The sequence below is a fragment of the Serpentinimonas sp. SSL01 genome (assembly GCF_056323735.1).
The window spans coordinates 96,192-117,449 of sequence record NZ_CM150487.1 but is presented as its reverse complement, the minus strand read 5'-3'; the positions used below and the strand labels follow the sequence as shown (position 1 = coordinate 117,449).

At 66.0% G+C, this 21,258-nt stretch carries 15 protein-coding genes; 13 read left to right on the top strand and 2 right to left on the bottom strand.

Features of this window, described 5'->3' with window-relative positions:
• Positions 1-100 precede the first annotated feature (100 nt).
• Positions 101-1,453, bottom strand: coding sequence for an MFS transporter (locus ACVMK0_RS00580; protein WP_476463947.1), 1,353 nt, complete (start codon positions 1,451-1,453; stop codon positions 101-103).
• Positions 1,454-1,809: 356 nt separating this feature from the next.
• Here ACVMK0_RS00580 and fdhD point away from each other — a divergent pair, with 356 nt between their 5' ends.
• Genes fdhD through ACVMK0_RS00550 form a run of 6 tightly spaced genes read left to right on the top strand, consistent with a single transcriptional unit; the run spans position 1,810 to position 7,894 of the window.
• The gene (gene fdhD, locus ACVMK0_RS00575; RefSeq protein ID WP_476463946.1) at positions 1,810-2,655 is read left to right on the top strand and encodes a formate dehydrogenase accessory sulfurtransferase FdhD; all 846 of its coding nucleotides are present in this window, start codon (positions 1,810-1,812) and stop codon (positions 2,653-2,655) included.
• 13 nt (positions 2,656-2,668) lie between these two features.
• Positions 2,669-3,187 carry a formate dehydrogenase subunit gamma gene (locus ACVMK0_RS00570; RefSeq protein ID WP_082027136.1) on the top strand — a complete coding sequence of 173 codons (519 nt, stop codon included), beginning with the start codon at positions 2,669-2,671 and terminating at the stop codon, positions 3,185-3,187.
• Positions 3,184-4,758: an NADH-ubiquinone oxidoreductase-F iron-sulfur binding region domain-containing protein gene (locus ACVMK0_RS00565; protein ID WP_045534289.1), complete on the top strand. Its 1,575-nt coding sequence runs from the start codon at positions 3,184-3,186 to the stop codon at positions 4,756-4,758. The genes ACVMK0_RS00570 and ACVMK0_RS00565 overlap by 4 nt, the downstream gene beginning before the upstream one ends.
• A complete protein-coding gene (locus ACVMK0_RS00560; protein WP_476463945.1) occupies positions 4,748-5,482 on the top strand; it encodes a 2Fe-2S iron-sulfur cluster-binding protein in 735 nt (244 codons plus the stop codon). The genes ACVMK0_RS00565 and ACVMK0_RS00560 overlap by 11 nt, the downstream gene beginning before the upstream one ends.
• Positions 5,460-7,595: a formate dehydrogenase subunit alpha gene (fdhF, locus tag ACVMK0_RS00555; protein WP_476463944.1), complete on the top strand. Its 2,136-nt coding sequence runs from the start codon at positions 5,460-5,462 to the stop codon at positions 7,593-7,595. Before ACVMK0_RS00560 ends, fdhF begins: the two co-directional genes overlap by 23 nt.
• Positions 7,592-7,894, top strand: coding sequence for a formate dehydrogenase subunit delta (locus ACVMK0_RS00550; RefSeq protein WP_034111576.1), 303 nt, complete (start codon positions 7,592-7,594; stop codon positions 7,892-7,894). The genes fdhF and ACVMK0_RS00550 overlap by 4 nt, the downstream gene beginning before the upstream one ends.
• Before the next feature lie 37 nt (positions 7,895-7,931).
• Here the strand turns inward: ACVMK0_RS00550 and ACVMK0_RS00545 are convergent, their stop codons facing one another.
• Positions 7,932-9,212: an NnrS family protein gene (locus ACVMK0_RS00545; RefSeq protein WP_476463943.1), complete on the bottom strand. Its 1,281-nt coding sequence runs from the start codon at positions 9,210-9,212 to the stop codon at positions 7,932-7,934.
• 176 nt (positions 9,213-9,388) lie between these two features.
• On the opposite strand from ACVMK0_RS00545, the gene ACVMK0_RS00540 reads away from it, so the two are divergent.
• From ACVMK0_RS00540 to ACVMK0_RS00510, 7 genes are all read left to right on the top strand, one after another.
• Positions 9,389-11,275 carry a type IV pili methyl-accepting chemotaxis transducer N-terminal domain-containing protein gene (locus ACVMK0_RS00540; RefSeq protein ID WP_476463942.1) on the top strand — a complete coding sequence of 629 codons (1,887 nt, stop codon included), beginning with the start codon at positions 9,389-9,391 and terminating at the stop codon, positions 11,273-11,275.
• Positions 11,272-12,006 carry a response regulator gene (locus ACVMK0_RS00535; RefSeq protein WP_476463941.1) on the top strand — a complete coding sequence of 245 codons (735 nt, stop codon included), beginning with the start codon at positions 11,272-11,274 and terminating at the stop codon, positions 12,004-12,006. Before ACVMK0_RS00540 ends, ACVMK0_RS00535 begins: the two co-directional genes overlap by 4 nt.
• Positions 12,007-12,252: 246 nt before the next feature.
• Positions 12,253-13,563: an MFS transporter gene (locus ACVMK0_RS00530; protein ID WP_476463940.1), complete on the top strand. Its 1,311-nt coding sequence runs from the start codon at positions 12,253-12,255 to the stop codon at positions 13,561-13,563.
• Between the two features lie 119 nt (positions 13,564-13,682).
• Positions 13,683-14,153 carry a universal stress protein gene (locus ACVMK0_RS00525; protein WP_476463939.1) on the top strand — a complete coding sequence of 157 codons (471 nt, stop codon included), beginning with the start codon at positions 13,683-13,685 and terminating at the stop codon, positions 14,151-14,153.
• 30 nt (positions 14,154-14,183) lie between these two features.
• Positions 14,184-15,827 carry an MFS transporter gene (locus ACVMK0_RS00520; RefSeq protein WP_476463938.1) on the top strand — a complete coding sequence of 548 codons (1,644 nt, stop codon included), beginning with the start codon at positions 14,184-14,186 and terminating at the stop codon, positions 15,825-15,827.
• A gap of 186 nt (positions 15,828-16,013) precedes the next feature.
• Positions 16,014-17,396, top strand: a complete 1,383-nt coding sequence (locus ACVMK0_RS00515) for an MFS transporter (protein ID WP_476463937.1) — start codon at positions 16,014-16,016, stop codon at positions 17,394-17,396.
• 37 nt (positions 17,397-17,433) lie between these two features.
• Positions 17,434-21,252 carry a nitrate reductase subunit alpha gene (locus ACVMK0_RS00510; RefSeq protein WP_476463936.1) on the top strand — a complete coding sequence of 1,273 codons (3,819 nt, stop codon included), beginning with the start codon at positions 17,434-17,436 and terminating at the stop codon, positions 21,250-21,252.
• Positions 21,253-21,258: the final 6 nt, after the last annotated feature.

The window sequence follows — 21,258 nt, the reverse complement described above, 5'->3', positions numbered from 1 at the left end:
GGCCGTTGATCAAGCGGCTGCCCTTTGGTGCGCCGCGCGCGCGCCCACCACTGCACGGCTTGCAGTGGTGGGCGCGGCTCTTGAGTGTAACCGTGGGGGCTCAGGCCGCCACATCGGTACGCGGAGCAGGCGCCGCACCCGGGCGCTTGAGGTGTTCCTGGCCGCTCTTAGGCACCAGGAAAAAGGCCAGCACCAGCGCCACGGTGGCGGTGGCGGCCGCGCTCAGGAAGGCCATGTCGTAGCTGCCGGTTTGGGTGCGCACCATGCCGCCCACCATCGGCCCGAAGAAGCCGCCGCCGCCAAAACCGATCAGATACACCAGGCCGTAGATGCGCGCGACGTAGGTGGAGCCAAAGAAGGCCGTGGTCAGGATCGGGTTCAGGGCCAGTATGCCGCCAAAGGCAAAGCCGGTGAGCCCAGCGGCGACGAACATCATGGTCGGCGTGGCGGCGATGCTCAGGGTCAGCATGGCGGCGATCATGAGGCAGATCACGATCATGTAGGTGTTGCGAATGCCGATGATGTCGGATATGGCGCCCCAAGTCGGGCGCCCGGCGCCGTTGAAGATGGCCATGGTCATCACCACCAAGCCGGCGGCGGCGGCGGCCATGCCGATGCCGGTCGGCTGGGCGTCGCGGGCAAAGGCCGCCAGTTGCGAAACCGCCATCAGGCCACCAAAGATGCTCAGGAAGAACATGGCTCCGGTGAGCCACATCTGCGGTGTGCGTGCGGCCTCGGCGAAGGTCAGGTCGTTCGGGTTGATGGCGACCTCGTTTTTGCCACGGGCGGCAGCGGCGGTGGCATCGTCCATGGGCTCCCAGCCGCGGCCGGGCACGAAATGCCAGTCGGCGGGTGGAAAGCGCAGTACCGTGCCGATGATGAATAGACCGATTGCAAACACGGCCCCAGTCCACATATAGGTTTCACGCCAGCCGATGGCGGCGATGCTGGCGGTCCAGACCGGCCCCGCCACCGCCGCCCCCAAGCCAAAACCCAGCACCGCAAAGCCGATCGCCATACCCTTTTTATCCGGGAACCAGCGCGAGCTCACGGCCACCGTGGCGGCGGTGTAGGTCAGGCCCAGACCGATGCCGCCGACTACGCCGAAGGTCAGCACCAGCTCAACCACGGTGTCGATTTGCGCCGAAAGAATCTGCGACGTGGCCAAAAAGGCCGCGCCCACAAAGAACACGATTCGTGGGCCGTATTTGTCGACGAAATAACCGCCGACAAACATCAGAATGCCAAAAACGAACATGGCGGTGGAAAAGGCGGCGACGGTCTCGGCGCGGGTCCAGCCGAATTCGGCTTCGAGCGGGCGCACAAACACGCTAAAGGCATAGGCGGCGCCACCGATCAAGGTGGTGAGCGCGCCCAATAGGGGAAAGATCCAGCGGTTTTTAACCAGATCGATACCCAGCCAGGTGGGGGCCGGGGAGGCGTTGGATTTCATTGTGTCTCCTCAAGTGGATGGCGCTGTTCAGGTTAGGCATGGACAAGTGAGCTGATGCCCCTCAGTTCGCCTACCACATCTGATTGAAAAAAACCTTGTGATTCAGGGACTTGCTGGTATTCATCAAGCACCCATCAACACTTAACCCGAACAGCGCCAAGTGGATGGATCAGCAAGACCAGAGCTTAATTTCAAAATTTTACGCGATCTTTCAGATCATTTGCAGCCGCACTGCAAGACCATCCTGCAGACGCTTGCGCAGCCCCATAAAAAACACACAACACGGCAGGTTTTTTTTATTGGATAATTCGCAAACACAAGCTTTGGTCTTGGATGCGTTAATTAGGGTTTCCCCCATGAACCATTCTAGTGCAACCACTCAACCGGTCTGGTGCTGGCGCGACGGCACGCGCCGGGCCGCGCTGGACGAGCTGGCCGAGGAAATCCCGGTGGCCATCGAATACAACGCCACGCCCTTCGCGGTGATGATGGCCAGCCCGGCCGACCTGGCCGATCTGGCGCTGGGCTTCACCCTCAGCGAAGGCATTGCACGACAGGATCAATACGAATCCGTGCAGACCTGGGTGGGCGGCGGCAGCGCGCGCTTGGCGATCGAAATCGCCACCCCGGCGCTGGAGCCATTGCTGGCGCTGCGCCAGCGCAACCTGGTCGGGCGCAGCGGCTGCGGCCTGTGCGGCACCGAAAGCCTACCCGGCGTGCTGCGGCCGCTGCCCGATCTGCGCGGTCGCGGCCCGCGCTTGGGCACCCAAGCCATCGAGCGTGCGCTGACCGAGCTGGAGCCGCTGCAGGCGCTGCGCAACCGCACCGGGGCCACGCACGCCGCCGCCTGGTGCAGCCCAGACGGTGGCATAAGCTGCGTGCGCGAAGACGTGGGGCGCCACAACGCGCTAGACAAACTCATCGGTGCCTTGGCCGCGCGCGGCACCGACCCAGCCAGCGGCTTTGCCCTGGTGAGCAGCCGCGCCAGCTTCGAGATGGTGCAAAAGGCCGCCACCTTTGGCATCACGGTGCTGGTGGCGGTGTCGGCACCCACCAAGCTCGGCGTCAGCTTGGCCAACCAGTGCGGCCAGACCCTGATCGGCTTTGCCCGTGGCCGCTCGTTCACCGCCTACAGCGCGGCCGGGCGCATCGCCGCGCTCGAACCCATTTACACCTCCCTCACCGCCCCCATCGACAACTAGCCCAAGGAGACGCATGAGCACCCTACCAAGCCCCGCGGCCGCGCCAGCCGCACCCCATCCCGACCAAGCGGCGCCCGACAAGCTGACTCCGCTGCTCGAGCGCTGGCGCAAGGTGCCCGGCGGCCTGCTGCCGCTGCTGCACGAGGTGCAAGCCGCCTTCGGTTACGTGCCCTCCAGCACCGTGCCGCGCATCGCGCGTGCCTTGGGGCTCTCGCGCGCCGAGGTGCACGGCGTCATCAGCTTCTATCACGATTTTCGCAGCCAACCGCCGGCGCAGCACCGGTTGCGCGTCTGCCAAGCCGAATCGTGCCAGGCCATGGGCAGCCAAGCGCTCACCACCGCGCTCGAGCAGCGCCTGGGCTGCAAGCTCGACCAGCCCCGCGCCGATGGCACCTGGGCGCTCGAATCGGTCTATTGCCTCGGGCTGTGCGCGGCCTCGCCGGCGCTGATGCTCGATGGCCAACTGCACGCCCGGGTCGGGCTGGAGCAAGCCCAGGCCCTGATCCAGCACACCGAGGAGCAGCGCGCATGAGCCCCACTGTCTATGTACCCAACGATTCGGTGGCGCTGGCGCTGGGTGCCGACGCGCTCGCCGCCGCCTTGCAGCTGCACGCTCTGCGTCGCGGCAGCCCGTTGCGGCTGGTGCGCAACAGCAGCCGCGGCCTATACAGCCACGAGCCGCTGCTCGAAGTCGATACGCCCGCTGGGCGCGTGGGCTACGCCCGCGTCAGCGCCGAGCAGGTGCCGGCGCTGTTCGACGCCGACTTTCTGCATGGCGGCGCGCACCCGAGCTGCATCGGGCTGGTCGAGCGCCTCGACTGGTTGCAGCGCCAAGAGCGCCTGACCTTTGCCCGCGCCGGCCTGACCGACCCGCTGTGCCTAGACGACTACGCGCGCCACGGCGGCTGGGCCGGGCTGCTGCGCGCGCTCGAGCTGGGCCCAGCTGCCACGGTGGAAGAAATCGCGCAATCGGGCTTGCGCGGGCGCGGCGGCGCGGCTTTTCCAGCCGGCATCAAGTGGCGCACCGTGGCGGCACAAACGGCAGCGCCCAAATACGTGGTCTGCAACGCCGACGAGGGCGACTCGGGCACCTACGCCGACCGCATGGCGATCGAGGGCGACCCCTACCAGCTGATCGAGGGCATGGCCATCGCCGCTTATGCCGTCGGCGCCAGCTCGGGCTACGTCTATCTGCGCTCGGAATACCCGCACGCCATCGCCACCTTCAAGCAGGCACTGGAGCGCGCACGCGCCGCCGGCTGGCTGGGCGCGCGCGTGGCCGGCAGCAGCTTTGCCTTTGACATCGAGCTGCGCGTGGGCGCCGGCGCCTACATCTGCGGCGAAGAGAGCTCCTTGCTCGAAAGCCTGGAGGGCAAACGCGGCCTCGTGCGCGCGCGCCCGCCGCTACCCGCTGTGCGCGGCCTGTTTGGCCAGCCCACGCTGGTGCACAACGTCATCAGCTTGGCCACCGTGCCGGTGATCGTGGCGCGCGGCGCCGCCTTTTACGCCAACTACGGCGCCGGGCGCTCGCGCGGCACGCTGCCCATCCAACTCGCTGGCAACCTGCGCACCCCGGGCCTGGTCGAGAAGGCCTTTGGCGTCAGCCTGCGCGAGCTGATCGAGGACTTTGGCGGCGGCACCGCCAGTGGCCGGCCAGTCAAGGCGGTGCAGATCGGCGGCCCGCTCGGTGCCTATCTGAGCGCGGCCGAGCTCGACCTGCCGCTCGACTACGAAACGCTGGCGCAGCATCAGGCCATGGTCGGCCACGGCGGCATCGTGGTCTTTGACGACCGCGCCGACATGGCCGCACTGGCGCGCTATGCCATGCACTTCACTGCCATCGAGAGCTGCGGCAAGTGCACGCCGTGCCGCATCGGCGCCGTGCGCGGGCGCGAGCTGATCGAGCGCATGCAGCACGCGCCCGCACAGGCCGCCGAACGGGCGGCCGAACTCGAAGCGCTGTGCGACCTCATGGAACACGCCTCGTTGTGCGCGCTCGGCGGCATGACCCCCTACCCGGTGCGCTCGGCGATCCGGTTGTTCCCGGCCGACTTCGGCCTGCCCCGCCCCAACCCAGCCAAGGAGAGCGCCCATGTGGAGTGAACTGCGCCGGCTCAAAGCCGATACCGACTACGGCACACCACCGCGCGACGGCGCCCCGGTGGCCCTAGAGATCGATGGCGTGGCGGTCACGGTGCCTGCGGGCAGCTCGGTGCTGCTGGCGGCCACCGAGGCCGGCTCGCAGGTGCCCAAGCTGTGCGCCTGCGACACGCTCGAGCCCTTTGGCAGCTGCCGCGTCTGCTTGGTGGAGATCGAGGGCAAGCGCGGCTACCCGGCCAGCTGCACCACCCCGGTGGAAGCGGGCATGGTGGTGCGCACCGCCACGCCGCGGCTGCAGGCGCTGCGCCGCGGTGTGCTGGAGCTGTACCTGTCCGACTTTCCGGCCGACGAAATCGCGGGCGGCTGGAGCGAATTCCACCAAACCCTAGAGCAAGTGGGTGTGCGCAGCCACCCCTACGGCCACAACGGGGCCAGCCACGCCGGGGCAGCGGTCGATCAGTCCAACCCCTACTTTTTGTTCGACCCGGCCAAGTGCATCGTCTGCAGCCGCTGCGTGCGCGCTTGCGAAGAAATCCAGGGCACCTTTGCCCTGGCCCTGCAAGGGCGCGGCTTCGACACCCAAGTCGTGGCCGGGCAGAACCAGCCCTTTTTCGAATCCGACTGCGTCAGCTGCGGTGCCTGTGTGCAGAGCTGCCCGAGCCAAGCCCTAGTTGAAAAAAGCCTTTTTGATGGAGCCAACGATCATGCCACTGCCACTGCAACCTGAACGCAGCGTCGTCACCGTCTGCGCCTACTGCGGCGTGGGCTGCGCCCTCGAGGCGCAAACCCGAGCCGGCCGCATCGTGCGCATGCTGCCTTGGAAAGAGGGCAAATCGAACCACGGCCACAGCTGCGTCAAAGGCCGCTTTGCCTACAACTACTACAACGACCCGGACCGGGTGCGCACGCCGCTCATCCGCGATTCGATCGACGAACCTTGGCGCGAAGCCTCGTGGGACGAGGCCATCGCCTTTGCCGCCGCCGGCCTGCGCGGGGTGCAGCAGCGCCACGGTGTGCGCTCGATCGGCGCGGTCTCGAGCTCGCGCTGCACCAACGAAGAAATCTACCTGACGCAAAAACTGGCGCGGGCCGTGTTTGGCAACAACAACATCGACAACTGCGCGCGCATCTGCCACTCCCCGACCCAGTTTGGCCTCTCGGCCACCATCGGCGCGGGCGCGGCCAGCCAGCATTTCGACTCGATCTTGCAAGCCGACGTGATTTTGGTGGTGGGAGCCAACCCCACCGAGGGGCACCCGGTGTTTGGCTCGCTGCTCAAGCGCCGCGTGCGCCAAGGCGCCACGCTGCTGGTGATCGACCCGCGGCGCACCGAAACCGTGTCGTCGCCGCACTGCCAGGCCACGGTGCATCTGGCGCTGCGCCCGGGCACCAATGTGCTGGTGCTCAACAGCGTGGCGCACGTGATCGTGACCGAAGGCCTGTACCGCGAAGCCTTTGTGCGCGAGCGCTGCGAGTGGCCCGAGTTCGAGCGCTGGCAGGCGCTGGTATCCGACCCGCGCTACGCCCCCGAAGTCGCCGGCCCCGAGGCCGGGCTCGACCCCGAGGCCATCCGCACGCTGGCGCGGCGCTATGCCGCCGGCCCCAACTCGGCCATCTACTACGGCCTGGGCGTGACCGAGCATTCGCAAGGCTCGACCGGCGTCATGTGCTTGGGCAACCTGGCGCTGGCCTGCGGCATGCTGGGCCGCGAAGGCGTGGGCGTCAACCCCTTGCGCGGGCAGGGCAACGTGCAGGGCGGCAGCTGCTTGGGCAGCTGGCCACACGTCTATTCCGGCTATCGCTTCGTCTCCGACCCCGAGGTGCGCGCCAGCTTCGAAGCCGGCTGGGGCGCGGCCCTAGACCCGGAGCCGGGTCTGCGCCTGCCCAATATGTTTGACGCCGCCGTGGGCGGCGACTTTCGCGGCATATTCATCATGGGCGAAGACCCGGTGCAGAGCGACCCGAACCAGAACCACGTCATCGCCGCCATGCGCAACATGGAGTTTGTGGTGCTGCAAGACCTGTACCGCAACGAAACCTCAAAGTACGCGCACGTGCTGCTGCCGGGCAGCTCCGCGCTCGAAAAAGACGGCACCTTCACCAACGCCGAGCGCCGCGTCAGTCGGGTGCGCCAGGTGGTGCCGCCGCTGGCCGGCCTGCAAGACTGGGAGGTCGTGGTGCGGCTGATGAACGCCATGGGCTACGCCACCCAGTACCGCGACGCCGGCGAGGTGCTGCTGGAGCTGGCAAGCCTCACCCCCGCCTACAGCGGCCTGTCGTTCGAGCTGCTCGAGCGCGTCGGCTCGGCGCAGTGGCCGGTCGATGCCAAGGCGCCCGAGGGCACCGAGGTGCTGCACCTCGAGCGCTTCCCGCGCGCCAACGGCTTGGGCACCTTCATGCTCACCGGCTACGTGCCCACCACCGAGCGCAGCAGCGAGCGCTACCCGCTGCTGCTCACCACCGGCCGCATCCTCACGCAATACAACGCCGGCACCCAGACCCGGCGCAGCGCCAACAGCCAATGGCACCCCGAAGACGTGCTCGAAATCAGCGCCGCCGACGCCATCGCGCGCGGCATCCGCGACGGCGAGCAGGTGCAAGTGAGCAGCCGCTTTGGCAGCACGCAGCTCAAGGCGGTGTATTCGCAGCGCGTCAACCCGGGCGTGGTCTATACCACCTTCCACCACGCCGAGTCGCGCGTCAACGCGCTCACCTCAGACCGCTCCGACTGGGCCACCAACTGCCCCGAGTACAAGGTCACGGCGGTCGAGGTGCTGCGCGTCGCCGCGCCGGCGGGCGTGAGCGCTGCCAGCACCCAAGCCAGCGAGGTGCAGGCATGAGCAGCCCCGCGCACCTCCACGCCCCACCCAGCGCCGAGCCGGCCGTGATGGAGCTCGAGCGCCTGCTGACCATGGCCGGGCAGATCGGCGATTTCTTTGCCCCCTACCCGCCCGAGCGCGCCGCCGAGGGCGTGCGCAACCACCTGCGTAGCTACTGGGAGCCGCGCATGCGCGCGGCGCTGCTGGCGCACATCGAAGCCGGCGCCCACGGCCTAGCGCCCCAAGTGGTGGCCGGCGCGCGCCTGCTGCAAGACGAGGCTGCGGCAAAAAAAAGCTACTACGGGCCGCCCAAGGCTTGAGGCTGGTGCGGGGGGCGGGCGTGAGCCATGCTGCCCCTCAGCCCGGCCGACCATCGATGCGCGGCAAGCCGTACCAGCGCAGCATGCGCAGCGCCCACGGCAGCAGTGCCAGCGTCCAGAGCAGCGCGGCGGCCAGCGTCAGGCCCAGCAGGTAGCGCAGATCGACCAAGTCCGACACCACCCGCAGCACCGTGGCCAGCTGCAGCAACCAAAACAGGCTCCACACCAGCCGGTCGGCCACCAGCAAGCGCCCGCTGTGCCCGCACGAGACCCGGGTCACCATCGCCAGCAACAGCGAACCCATGAAACCCATGGTGATGGCGTGCATGGCCCCCAGCGTCCAGGGCGCATCGCCCGAGAGCAGCATCCAGAAGTGGCCGATCGAATCGATCAAAAACGCCAGCCCGAGCCACAAAAAACCGATGTGCAGCATCGCCAGCAACCGAATGCGCAGGCTCTGCACCAACCCCCAGACAAAGGCCAGCCCCAGCAGCACCATGCCCGAGACCAACAACCAAAAGCTGCCCAGCGCCGCCCACAGGCGCAGCTCCCATTCCAGCCACTCGACCCAGACCATGAGCAGGCGCAGCGCGATCGCCAGCAGCAAAAACAGCAGCACCCAGAGCGGGCGCCAGATGCTGATCATGGGCAGGGCGCTGGAAGTGAAGAACGGGATCATGCGGTGCGCCACCGTCACATAGACCACCACCACAAAGCCCCACAAGCCACTGGTCAGCCACGCCCGCGCCAGCGAGGGCTGGTCCCAAGCCAGCGCCAGCAACATACCGGCCAAGCACAGCAGCCCTAGGCCCCAAGCGCCAGCGATCAGGCGCGCGTGCACCTGATCGGCCACCCGGCTTTGGCGCAGCATGGCGAGCAAATGCCACAGGCCCGCGCACAGCCCCAGCCACGCTAGGGCACCCCCAACCAAGGCAACCGTGCCGCCCAATTGCGCTCCCAGCAACCACAGACACCAACCCAACCCCTGCAGCCACAGCCCGGGCGCGACTTGGCGCGCCGTCGGCCCCTCGATGCCGAGCCAGCGCGGCCCGGCGGTGTACAAAAACCCCAGAAAAAACAGCGGCACGAAGCCATAGGTCATGACCGCGCCATGAACCAGACTCGGGTACCAGACCAGCGGCCACACCAGCGCCTCGGGCAGCCAGGCGCTGCGCACCAGCTGCACGTTGAGCCACCACAGGCTCGACAAAATCAGCAGCACGCACGCCAGCGCAAAGGCCAGCCGGTGCGGCGCCCAGTACAGGGCGCGCCAACTCCAGCGCGCTGGCGCAGCAGCAGGTGGGGGCGGCGCGTTCATGGCAAATAATCGATGCACATCACGCGCCATCATGGCACCCAGACTGACACGGCGCCATCCTTCTGCGGCCGGGCCTGTGCCGTGCAAGAGGAGGATGCTGCGGGTTGCGCCCTAGTTCTTTGGAACTAGAACCCAGGGCGGCCCCAGCGGCGACAATAGCCCCCGAGTACGCCCCTATGATGCCCAAACGCCGACTTTCGACCCAGTTTTTGGTGCTGGGCTTGGCGCTGCTGGGTTTGGCGCTGGTCTCCATCGCCTCCACCATGTGGGTCACGCGCAAGCTCGACGGCGGCGCCGCCGCCGTGAACGAAGCCGGGCGCTTGCGCATGCAAGCCTGGCGCCTGCTGAGCGCCGAACTGGCGCAGCACGACCTGCAGGCGCGCGCCGTGCTGGTGCAGGAGTTCGAGCACAGCTTGGATTTGCTGCGCCGGGGCGACCCGCAACGCCCCCTGCTCGTGCCTTGGAACGCCGCCACCCGGGCCAAGTTTGAAGCCTTGCAGACCTCTTGGCTGCAGCTGCGTCCGGTGCTATCGGGCGCATACGGCCCAGCGCTCGGCCATGGGCAATTGGTCACCGAGGTCGATGCCTTCGTCGATGAGGTGGACCTGTTGGTGCTGGCGATCGAACGCGTATTGGTGCGCTTTGGCGCCCTCTTGACCCTGTTTCAGTTCGTGATGATGGCGCTGGCGGTCGCTGGGGCGATCTTGGCGCTCTACATGGGTCATTTGTACGTCGCCTTCCCCGTGCGCCGCCTGATCGAGGCCCAGAACCGGGTGCAAGCGGGCGAGTTCGGCGCGCGCATTCCGCCCGAGGCGCACGACGAGTTCAACCAGCTCGCCGCCGGCTTCAACCACATGACCCAGACCTTGGGCGAGCTCTACCAAGGGCTGGAGCGCCGGGTCGAAAACAAGACGCGCGACCTGCGCGCCGAGCGCGAGCGCCTGCGCGTGTTGTACGAAGTCAGCAGCTTTCTGATCGACGCCCGCTCGATGGACGAAATCACGCGCGGATTTGCCCAGCGCGTGCGCGCCTTCAGCCAGGCCGATGGCCTGGCCCTGCGCTGGACCGACCCGGCCAACCAGCGCTACCTGATGCTGGGCAGCGAGGCCCTGCCGCCCGAACTGGTCGAGGGCGAACACTGCATCGAGGCCGGCGCCTGCGCCTGCGGCCAGTTGCCCGAGCAGGCGCGCACACGCGTGATACCCATCGTCAGCGCCACCAACGCGCGCTTGGGCAACTGCGCCAAGGCCGGCTTTGTCAGCCTGATCACGGTACCGATTCGGGTCCAGGAGCGTTTGCTGGGCGAGATCGACCTGTTCTTTCGCCACCCGGCCACCCTGACCGAGGCCGACCGCGCGCTCTACGAAGCCTTAGCCAGCCAACTGGCCGCCGCCCTCGAACACCTGCGCAACACCGCCCTGCTGCGCGAAGCTGCGGTGAGCGAGGAGCGCACCCTGCTGGCGCGCGAACTGCACGACTCGATCGCCCAGTCGCTGGCTTTCCTCAAGATCCAGGTCACGTTGCTGCGCCAGGCCTTGCAGCGCGCCGACACGCAGCTGGTGCAGCAGGCACTGGAGGAAATCGACGCCGGCGTGCGCGAGAGCACCAGCGACGTGCGCGAACTGCTGGTGCACTTTCGCACCCGCACCAACAGCGACGACATGGCGCAGGCCCTGCGCGCCACCCTGAGCAAGTTCGAGCACCAAAGCGGCATCAAAACCGAGCTCGAGCTGCAGGGCCAGGCGATCGAGCTGCCCTCCGACGTGCAGCTGCAGGTGCTGCATGTGCTGCAGGAAGCCTTGTCGAACGTGCGCAAGCACGCCCACGCCAACCGGGTCTGGCTCAGCGTCGAACGCGGCCCAGTGTGGCGCTTCAAGGTGCGCGACGACGGCTGCGGCTTCGAGCCCAAGCCACCCGCTGCCGACGACACCCACGTCGGTTTGCATATCATGCGCGAACGCGCCGAGCGCATCGGCGCCCGGGTGCAGATCGAATCGCGCCCGGCGCACGGCACCGAAGTCTGCCTCGAACTCCCAACCGCCACTCAAAGCAACGCCGCATGAACCCAGCCCCCACCCCGCCCATCCGCCTGCTGGTGGTCGATGACCACAACCTGTTTAGACGCGGCCTGATCGCGCTGCTGGCGCAGGATGCGCGCTTTGAAGTCGTGGGCGAGGCCGCCGACGCCTCGCAAGCCCTGCAGGTGCTGGGCCAGCAGCGCCCCGATCTGGTCTTGCTCGACAACCACATGCCGGGTGTGCTCGGGGTGCAGGCCATTGCCGACCTCAAGCGCGCCCAGCCGGGCGTGCGCGTGCTCATGCTGACGGTGAGCGAAAACGTCGAAGACCTGGCCGCCGGGCTGCGCGCCGGTGCCGACGGCTACTTGGTCAAGACCATCAACACCGACGCCCTGTGCGACTCGATCCAGCGCGTCTGGGACGGCGACTCGGTCATCAGCCCCGTGATGATGGGCAAACTGGTCGGGCTTTTGCGCCACCCCCCCGACACCCCATCCGCTGCTCCAGCCAACCCGGCCGCTGACTCCGCGCCGGCGGCGGCGCGCAGCCAAGCGCTGCACGCGCTCAACCCCAAAGACCCGATCCACACCCTGTCGCCGCGCGAAAGCGAAATCCTAAAACTCATCGCCAAGGGCGACAGCAACAAGCACATCGCGCGCGCGCTGGGCATCGCCGAGACCACGGTCAAAATCCACGTCCAGCACATTTTGCGCAAGCTCAACCTGAGCAACCGCGTCCACGCCGCCGTCTATGCCAGCGAGCGCGGGCTGAGCTAGCGCTGCGCCCTGCTCCTGCACCCGATCTACTCCCAACGGCCAGGGTAGGCATGCCCCGGGGTCGGCCATGCGGCAGGGGCGCCCGACATCATTGAGCAGGATGGGCAAAGCGGGCGGCAGCGGACACAGTGCGGGTTGCGGGCCCACTCAACGCTGCATCCTAGGCAAGCAGCCACCCGTGCCCGCTCCCCAGCCCAACGGAGCCCAAACCATGCCCACCCACCCACCCCGCACGAGGGCCACCCCATGAACCCGCGCCCAGTTCACGTTCAGGCGCAGACGCACAGCGGCACCGGCCTCAGGCGCAAGCAATTGTCGGTGGCGATCATGAGCACGCTCGCCTTTACGGTCTGCTTCATGGTCTGGATGATGTTTGGCGTCATCGGTGTGCCGATCAAGCAAGAGCTGCAACTGAGCGCGACCGAGTTCGGCCTGCTCACCGCCACCCCGGTGCTCACCGGCGCGCTGATCCGGATTCCGCTCGGCATGTGGACCGACAAGTTCGGCGGGCGCATCGTCTTTTTCCTGCTCATGCTCTCGACCGTGGTGCCGATCTGGCTCATCAGCCACGCCACCGAGTTTTGGCAATTCTTGGTGCTCGGGCTGTTCGTCGGCCTGGCCGGTGGTTCGTTCTCGGTCGGCACGCCCTACGTGGCGCGCTGGTTCGAGCCGCGCAACCAGGGCTTTGCCATGGGCGTGTTTGGCGCCGGCAACATGGGCGCGGGGCTGGGCAAACTGGTGGCACCCAGCCTGCTGGTGGCTTTTGGCTGGATTTTCGTGCCGCAGGTCTATGCGCTGTCGATGCTGGCCATGGCCTTGCTGTTTTGGTTCCTGACCTACAGCGACCCGCAGCACAAAGTCGATGCGCGCATCACCTGGCGCGAGCAACTGCAGGCGCTCAAAGACCCCACGGTCTGGAAATACTGCCAGTACTACTCGGTGGTGCTCGGTGGTTACGTCGCGCTTTCGCTGTGGATGGTGCAGTACTACGTGGGCGAGTTCGGCCTCGATATCCGCATCGCCGCCTTGCTGGCCTCGGTGTTTTCGCTCTCCGGCGGCGTGCTGCGCGGCGTCGGTGGCTGGCTGTCGGACCGCTACGGCGCCCACCGCACCACCTGGTGGGTGATGTGGGTGAGCTGGGTCTGTTTGTTCCTGCTCTCGTACCCGGCCACCACCTACACCATCCAAACTGCAGGCGGCCCCGTCACCTTCACGCTCGCGCACAACGTCTGGAGCTTCACGGTGCTGATGTTCGTGCTCGGCATTGCCTGGGCTTTTGGCAAGGCATCGGTGTGCAAATACATCGCCGACGATTACCCGAGCAACATCGGCGTCATCATGGGCATCGTCGGCTGCATCGGCGCGCTCGGCGGCTTCGTGCTGCCGATCATGTTCGGCATGCTGCAAGACCTGACCGGCGTGCGCTCGACCGCCTTCATGCTGCTGTTTGGCGTGGTCTGGGTGTCGCTGATCTGGATGTACTGGACCGAAGTGCGCAACTCGGATTACCTCAAGCGCCCCAAAGCCCACACCCCCGCGCCCGCCACCGCACCCTAGTTCTTCGGCACAACACCCCAGGCGCCCTTCGGGAGAATGGGCAAAACCCTGCCAAAGCGGCAGAGTTGATGCCCGACCCCGGCCGCTTTATGGCCGTGGCTTAACCCGAGGGGAATCTTATGGAAGTGATGTTGGCCTACGACCACTCACGCAATGCCCGCATTGCGCTTGAGGCCGTGAAAAAAATGTTTCTCATGGCGCGCGAACTGCCCCGCGTCACCTTGGTCACCGTGATCGAGGAGCCCGGCAGCAACGCCAACTCGGGTGACGAGCTGTTCAGCGCCCAGTACCAAGAGCAAAAAGCCGGCACCGAAGCGGCCGCGGCCGAACTGGCCTTGGCCGGTTTTCCGACCCGGGTGCTGGTGGCCGAGGGCGACGCGCGCAAGATGCTGCTGCAAGCCACCGAGCAGCACCGGCCCGACGTGCTGGTGATCGCGCGCCACTCGTACAAGCCCGATGGCAACTTCATCGCCCGGCGCATCGACGCGCTCTTCGACGAGCTCGACCACATGACCTTTGGCACCGTCAGCGCCTTCTTGGCGCGCCGCGCCCAGTGCCCCTTGCTCATCATCCCGACCCAAGAAGGCTAAGGGCCAACAACCCGCCAGCCCATACCCATCATGCAAGTCGCCGACTTATTTCGCTACAAAAACCCGGAAATCAAAGCCCTCCACCTGACGTGGATCGCTTTTTTCATGACCTTCTACGTCTGGTTCAACATGGCGCCGCTGGCGGCCATGATGCTCCAGTCCGAAGACTGGCTGACGCGCGAGGACATCCAGATCTTTGCCATCGCCAACGTCGCGCTGACCATTTTGGCGCGCGTCTTCGTCGGCATGGCGCTGGACCGCTGGGGTCCGCGGCGCGTGTTCTCCGCCCTGCTGGTGGTCATGGCCATCCCGACCTTCGTCTTTGCCTTTGGCGACAGCCGCGAGGTGTTGTTCGTCTCGCGCTTGGTCATATCTTGTGTCGGGGCCTCGTTCGTGATCGGCATCCACATGACGGCGCTGTGGTTCAAACCGCGCGACATCGGTTTTGCCGAAGGCTTCTACGCCGGTTGGGGCAACTTCGGCTCGGCCGGGGCGGCGCTCACCATCCCCTCGATCGCCATGTACGTGTTTGGCGGCGACGACGGCTGGCGCTACGCCATCGCCATGTCGGGCACGGTGATGGCGCTGTATGGCGTGTTTTACTGGTTCGCCATCACCGACGGCCCCAAGCCCGGCACCCAGCGCAAGCCGCGCAAGGCCTCGGCGCTGGAAGTCTCGTCCTACGGCGACATGGTGTTGCACATCCTGTTCACCATCTTCCTCACCGGCGTGCTGGCGATCGTGGTCTATCGCATCCATCTGTCGGGCTTCATCGGCGACAACTTGTCCTACGCGCTCTATCTGGGCATCGCGCTCATCATCATCTACCAGGTGGTGCAGATCCTGCGCGTCAATCTGCCCATCCTCAAGCGCGGCGTGCCCGAAGACGACCGCTACCCCTACAAGTCGGTGGCGGCGCTGCACGTGACCTACTTCGCCAACTTCGGCGCCGAAATCGCCGTGGTCTCGATCCTGCCGATGTTCTTCCTCATGACCTGGGGTTTGTCGCCGGTGCAGGCGGGTCTGGTGGCCTCGACCTTCGCCTTCGTCAACCTGGTGGCGCGTCCGTTGGGCGGGCTGGTTTCAGACCGCTTTGGCAACCGGCGCTTCGTCATGGCGGCCTACATGTTTGGCATCGGAATCGGTGCGGTGCTGATGGGCCTGCTCGACAGCAGCTGGCCGCTGGTGATCGCGGTCTGCTTCACGATCCTGTTCTCGGTCTTCGTGCAGGGTGCCGAAGGGGCGACCTTCGGCATCATCCCCTCGATCAAGCGGCGCGTGACCGGCCAGATATCGGGCATGTGCGGGGCCTACGGCAACGCCGGTGCGGTGTTCTACCTGTTCATCTTCATGTACGTCACGCCGCAGCAGTTCTTCTTCATCATCGCCGCCGGGGCCTTCATCAGCTGGCTGGTATGCGTGATCTGGCTGCAAGAGCCCAAGGGCGGCTTTGACGAGAACTACGTGCTGTCGTCGGTGGACCACGAAATCGCCGAGGAGAACCGGCTCAAGGAAGACGCGCGCAGCCGCTTGGGCCAGTTCCTGGCCGGCAACCAAGGCGTGGAGCTGAGCCAGAAGAACGACGGCTTCCAACTCACGGCCAAGTTCCGCGACCTCGACGACCTGCGCGCTTTGGTGGACCAACTCGAGCAAAAGGGCCTCAAAGGGCATTAGTTCCTTCGACCGATGGCGGCGCCGCGTGCCATCGCTCTTTCAGAGTCGGCGCGCCAGCCCCTTCGAAGGATGTTCAAGTCGTGCCGCAAGCGGCACAGTCGAACCCAGCCACCGGGGCGTTTGCGCCCCCAGCGCCTGCAACCGATTACGCACGCGCTGCAGCTCATTTTTAACGGAGAGCACAGTATGAACAACCGAACCAGCGCCCAGTCGAAACCGATCTGGTCGCCCAACGTGACCGAATGGCGCCCCGAGGACCCGGTTTTTTGGAACAGCCGCAAGTGGCTGGCGATCCGCACCCTGATCATCGCCTTCTTGGCGCTGCACTTGGCGTTTGCGGTCTGGTTTACCTGGAGCGCGCTGGTGGTGCGCCTGCCGGGCTTGGGCTTTCAGCTCACCGTCGATCAGCGCTTCTGGCTGCCGGCGATGGCGCTGCTCATGGGCGCGGTGGCGCGCTTTCCGCACACCTTTTTGGTGCTCAAGATCGGCGGCATGTGGACCACCTTCATCTTCACGCTGGCGCTGCTGATCCCGATCTTTGGCATCGGGCACGTGGTGCAAGACCCGACCACACCGTTCTGGGTGCTGCTGTTCTGGGCCGGTGTCGCGGGGCTGTGTGCCGGTGGGCAGATCTCTTCTACCGCGGCCAACATCAGCCTGTGGTTTCCCAAGCGCATCGGCGGCTCGGCGCTGGGCTTCACCATCGGCTTTGGCAACCTGGGGGCCTCGACGGCGCAGTTCTTGGTGCCCGCCGCCATCGGCGTGGGGCTGTTTGGCGCCATTGCCGGCGACTCGATGATGTTCAGGGTGCTCAACCCAGCGACGCTCGAGGTGGTGCGCGAGGTTCTGATGTACCCACAAAACGCGGCCTACATCTGGCTCATCCCGACCCTGATCATGGCCGTGCTGGTGCTGTTTGGCATGAAGAACCACCCGGCGCGCGGCGACTTCATGGAGCAGATGCAGATCGTCAAGCTCAAGCACACTTGGGTGCAGACCATCCTCTACACCTTCACCTTCGGCACCTTTTCGGGCTTTGTCGCCTCGACGCCGCTGCTGATCCGCGAAGTGTTCCACGGCCTGCCCAACGCCCCCGACCCCCTCGCCTACGCTTGGATCGGGCCGCTGGTGGGGGCGCTGATTCGGCCCCTCGGCGGCATCTTCTCCGACAAGTTTGGCGGCTCGAACATGACCATGCTGGTGTTCGCGATCATGGCCAGCTCGGCCATCGGCCTGACCTTCCTCACCGCACCGACTTCATCCGAGCAGTTCACCCTGTTCTTCATCGTGCTGCTGGGCATCTTCTTGGGTGCTGGCATCGGCAACGCCAGCGTGTTCAAGCAGATCGTGATGATCTTCGAGCCCAAGCAAGCCAGCCCGGTGCTGGGCTTCACGGCGGCCGCGGCGGTGCTGCTGCTGGGCTTTTTTGTGCCAATCCTGTTTGGTCGCTCGTTTGCCATGACCGGCAGCCCCAATGCCGCGCTCTATTTCTTCGCCTTCCTGTACTTCGTGGGCATCGCGCTCAACTACTGGTACTACTGGCGCAAAGGCGCCGAGAAGCCCTGCTGATCCCGCCCAAGCCACCTTTCACGCTGGAGACCCCACCATGAGCCATTTCCTTGACCGTTTGACCTTCTTCAAGCTGGCACGCGAACCGTTTGCCGACGGCCACGGCCGCACCACCGCCGAAGACCGCACCTGGGAAGACGCCTACCGCAACCGCTGGGCGAGCGAGAAGATCGTGCGCTCGACCCACGGCACCAACTGCACCGGCTCCTGCAGCTGGAAAATCTACGTCAAGGGCGGCATCGTGACCTGGGAGACCCAGCAGACCGACTACCCGCGCACGCGCTGGGACATGCCCAACCACGAACCCCGCGGCTGCGCCCGTGGCGCCTCCTACAGCTGGTACCTGTACAGCGCCAACCGGGTCAAGTACCCGATGGTGCGCGGCCGGCTGCTGGAGCGCTGGCGCGCCGCGCTCAAGGTGGCCAAGACGCCGGTCGATGCCTGGGCGCTGATCGCCGACGATCAGGCGGCGCGGCGCGACTACCAGCAGGTGCGCGGCATGGGCGGCTTCGTGCGCTCGACTTGGGACGAAGTCAACCAGCTCATCGCCAGCGCCAACGTCTATACGATCAAAAAATACGGCCCCGACCGCATCATCGGTTTTTCGCCTATTCCCGCCATGAGCATGGTGTCCTACGCCGCCGGCTCGCGCTACATGAGCCTCATCGGCGGCGTGAGCATGAGCTTTTACGACTGGTACTGCGACCTGCCGCCCGCCAGCCCGCAGATCTGGGGCGAGCAGACCGACGTGCCCGAATCGGCCGACTGGTACAACTCGGGCTACATCATCGCTTGGGGCTCGAACGTGCCGCAGACGCGCACCCCGGACGCGCACTTCTTTACCGAGGTGCGCTACAAGGGCACCAAAACGGTGGCGGTCACGCCCGACTACTCCGAAGTCGCCAAACTGTCCGACATCTGGCTGCACCCCAAACAGGGCACCGACGCGGCGCTGGCCATGGCCATGGGCCACGTGGCGCTCAAGGAGTTCTACTTCCCCGACAGCGGCGTGCGCAGCGCCTACTTCGATGACTACGCGCGCCGCTACACCGACTTGCCGCTGCTGGTGCTGCTCAAAGAGCAAACCCTGCCCGACGGCAGCACCACCCTAGTGCCCGACCGCTACCTGCGCGCCAGCGACTTCAACGGCAAGCTCGGGCAGACCAACAACCCAGAGTGGAAAACCGTGGCCTTCGACAGCAACGGCAAAGCGGTGCTGCCCAACGGCTCGATCGGCTTTCGCTGGGGCCCCGAGGGGCGCGCCGACCAAGGCAAATGGAACCTCGAGGCCAAAGAAGCGCGCGCCAACGAAGAAGTGCGGCTCAAGCTCTCGGTGCTTGAAGACGGCGCCCAAGAACACCAGATCGCCGAAGTGGCCCTGCCCTACTTCGCCGGCCGCGACGTGCCGCATTTCAGTTCCAACAAAATGGGCGGAGGAGACATCAACCGCGTGCGCGTGCCGGTGGTCAAGTTGCCGCTGAGCAAAGAAGACGGCGCGCCCCAGGCACTGGTGGCGACGGTGTTCGACTTGCAGGTGGCGCAGTACGGCATCGACCGCGGGCTGGGCAGCGGGGCCAAAAACTACGACGACAACGCCCCCTACACCCCGGCTTGGCAAGAGGCCATCACCGGCGTGCCGCGTCAGCAGGTGATCACGGTGGCGCGCCAGTTTGCCGACAACGCGCACAAGACGCACGGCAAATCCATGGTCATCATCGGCGCCGCCATGAACCACTGGTACCACGCCGACATGAACTACCGCGGCGTCATCAACCTGCTGATGATGTGCGGCTGCATCGGCCAAAGCGGCGGCGGCTGGGCGCACTACGTCGGGCAAGAGAAGCTGCGCCCGCAGTCGGGCTGGATTCCGCTGGCTTTTGCCACCGACTGGGCGCGCCCACCGCGGCAGCAGAACTCGACCTCGTTCTTCTACGCCCACACCGACCAGTGGCGCTACGAGCAGATCGGCGTCGCCGACATCCTGTCGCCGCTGGCCGACCCCAAAGCCTACGGCGGCAGCCTGATCGACTACAACGTGCGCGCCGAACGCATGGGCTGGTTGCCCAGCGCACCGCAGCTCAAGACCAACCCCTTGCAGGTGGTCAAGGACGCCGCCGCCGCCGGCATGGACCCCAAGGACTACGCCGTCAAGGCGCTCAAGGACGGCAGCCTGCAGATGAGCTGCGAAGACCCGGATGCGCCGCAAAACTGGCCGCGCAACCTGTTCGTCTGGCGCTCGAACCTGCTGGGCTCGTCGGGCAAGGGCCACGAGTACTTCCTCAAGCACCTGCTGGGCACGCAAAACGGCGTGCAGGGCAAAGACCTCGGCGCCGCCGACGCCAAGCCGACCGAAGTCGCTTGGCACGCCCAAGCGCCCGAAGGCAAGCTCGACTTGCTGGTGACGCTCGACTTTCGCATGAGCACCACCTGCCTGTACTCCGACATCGTGCTGCCCACGGCCAGCTGGTACGAGAAAAACGACCTCAACACCAGCGACATGCACCCCTTCATCCACCCGCTGTCGGTGGCGGTCGATCCGGTCTGGCAGAGCCGCTCCGACTGGGAGATCTACAAGGGCCTGGCCAAAGCGTTCAGCCAGGTCTGCGTCGGCCACTTGGGCGTAGAAAAAGAGCTGGTGCTGACGCCGCTGATGCACGACAGCCCGGCCGAGTTGGCGCAGCCCTTCGACGTCAAGGAGTGGAAAAAAGGCGAGTGCGATTTGGTGCCAGGCAAGACCGCACCGGCCATGACCGTGGTCGAGCGCGACTACCCCAACACCTACAAGCGCTTCACCGCGCTCGGGCCGCTGCTCAACAAACTGGGCAACGGCGGCAAGGGCATGGCCTGGAAGACCGAGACCGAAGTCACGCAGCTGGGCGAGCTCAACGGCATCACGCTGGAAGAAGGCCCGACCAAAGGCATGCCGCGCATCGTCAGCGACATCGACGCCTGCGAAGTGATTTTGCAGCTGGCGCCCGAGACCAACGGCCACGTCGCCGTCAAGTCTTGGGAGGCGCTGTCCAAGGTCACCGGGCGCGAGCACGCGCACCTGGCGCTGCACCGCGAGGACGAAAAAATCCGCTTCCGCGACTGCCAGGCGCAGCCGCGCAAGATCATCAGCTCGCCGATCTGGTCCGGGCTGGAATCCGAGAAGGTGTCGTACAACGCCGGCTACACCAACGTGCACGAACTGATTCCATGGCGCACCCTGACCGGGCGCCAGCAGTTCTACCAAGACCACGCTTGGATGCGCGCCTTTGGCGAGGGCTTTTCGAGCTACCGGCCGCCGGTGGACCTCAACACCACCGACGCCATCCACAACCGCAAGCCCAACGGCAACAAAGAGATTTTGCTCAACTTCATCACCCCGCACCAGAAGTGGGGCATCCACAGCACCTACACCGACAACCTGATGATGCTCACGCTCAACCGCGGCGGGCCGGTGATCTGGTTGTCCGAAGTCGATGCCAAGGCCGCCGGCATCGAAGACAACGACTGGGTCGAACTGTTCAACGTCAACGGCGCCATCTCGGCGCGCGCCGTGGTCAGCCAGCGCGTCAACCAGGGCATGGTGATGATGTACCACGCGCAAGAGAAGATCATCAACGCGCCGGGTTCCGAAATCACCGGCCACCGCGGCGGCATCCACAACTCGGTCACGCGCGCCGTCACCAAGCCGACGCACATGATCGGCGGCTACGCGCAGCTGAGCTGGGGCTTCAACTACTACGGCACCATCGGCACCAACCGCGACGAGTTCGTGGTGGTGCGCAAGATGCACAAGGTCGATTGGCTCGACACCCCGGACGACCCGCAGCGCGCCAGCGCCGTCTTGTCGCAGGGCGAAAACCCCTGATGCCCA

Coding starts and splice junctions, on each gene's coding strand:
- ACVMK0_RS00550 (WP_034111576.1), top strand. CDS start 7,592: ATGAGCAGCCCCGCGCACCTCCACGCCCCACCCAGCGCCGAGCCGGCC.
- ACVMK0_RS00565 (WP_045534289.1), top strand. CDS start 3,184: ATGAGCCCCACTGTCTATGTACCCAACGATTCGGTGGCGCTGGCGCTG.
- ACVMK0_RS00525 (WP_476463939.1), top strand. CDS start 13,683: ATGGAAGTGATGTTGGCCTACGACCACTCACGCAATGCCCGCATTGCG.
- ACVMK0_RS00535 (WP_476463941.1), top strand. CDS start 11,272: ATGAACCCAGCCCCCACCCCGCCCATCCGCCTGCTGGTGGTCGATGAC.
- ACVMK0_RS00580 (WP_476463947.1), bottom strand. CDS start 1,453: ATGAAATCCAACGCCTCCCCGGCCCCCACCTGGCTGGGTATCGATCTG.
- ACVMK0_RS00560 (WP_476463945.1), top strand. CDS start 4,748: ATGTGGAGTGAACTGCGCCGGCTCAAAGCCGATACCGACTACGGCACA.
- fdhD (WP_476463946.1), top strand. CDS start 1,810: ATGAACCATTCTAGTGCAACCACTCAACCGGTCTGGTGCTGGCGCGAC.
- ACVMK0_RS00520 (WP_476463938.1), top strand. CDS start 14,184: ATGCAAGTCGCCGACTTATTTCGCTACAAAAACCCGGAAATCAAAGCC.
- ACVMK0_RS00545 (WP_476463943.1), bottom strand. CDS start 9,212: ATGAACGCGCCGCCCCCACCTGCTGCTGCGCCAGCGCGCTGGAGTTGG.
- ACVMK0_RS00515 (WP_476463937.1), top strand. CDS start 16,014: ATGAACAACCGAACCAGCGCCCAGTCGAAACCGATCTGGTCGCCCAAC.
- ACVMK0_RS00510 (WP_476463936.1), top strand. CDS start 17,434: ATGAGCCATTTCCTTGACCGTTTGACCTTCTTCAAGCTGGCACGCGAA.
- ACVMK0_RS00530 (WP_476463940.1), top strand. CDS start 12,253: ATGAACCCGCGCCCAGTTCACGTTCAGGCGCAGACGCACAGCGGCACC.
- fdhF (WP_476463944.1), top strand. CDS start 5,460: ATGCCACTGCCACTGCAACCTGAACGCAGCGTCGTCACCGTCTGCGCC.
- ACVMK0_RS00570 (WP_082027136.1), top strand. CDS start 2,669: ATGAGCACCCTACCAAGCCCCGCGGCCGCGCCAGCCGCACCCCATCCC.
- ACVMK0_RS00540 (WP_476463942.1), top strand. CDS start 9,389: ATGATGCCCAAACGCCGACTTTCGACCCAGTTTTTGGTGCTGGGCTTG.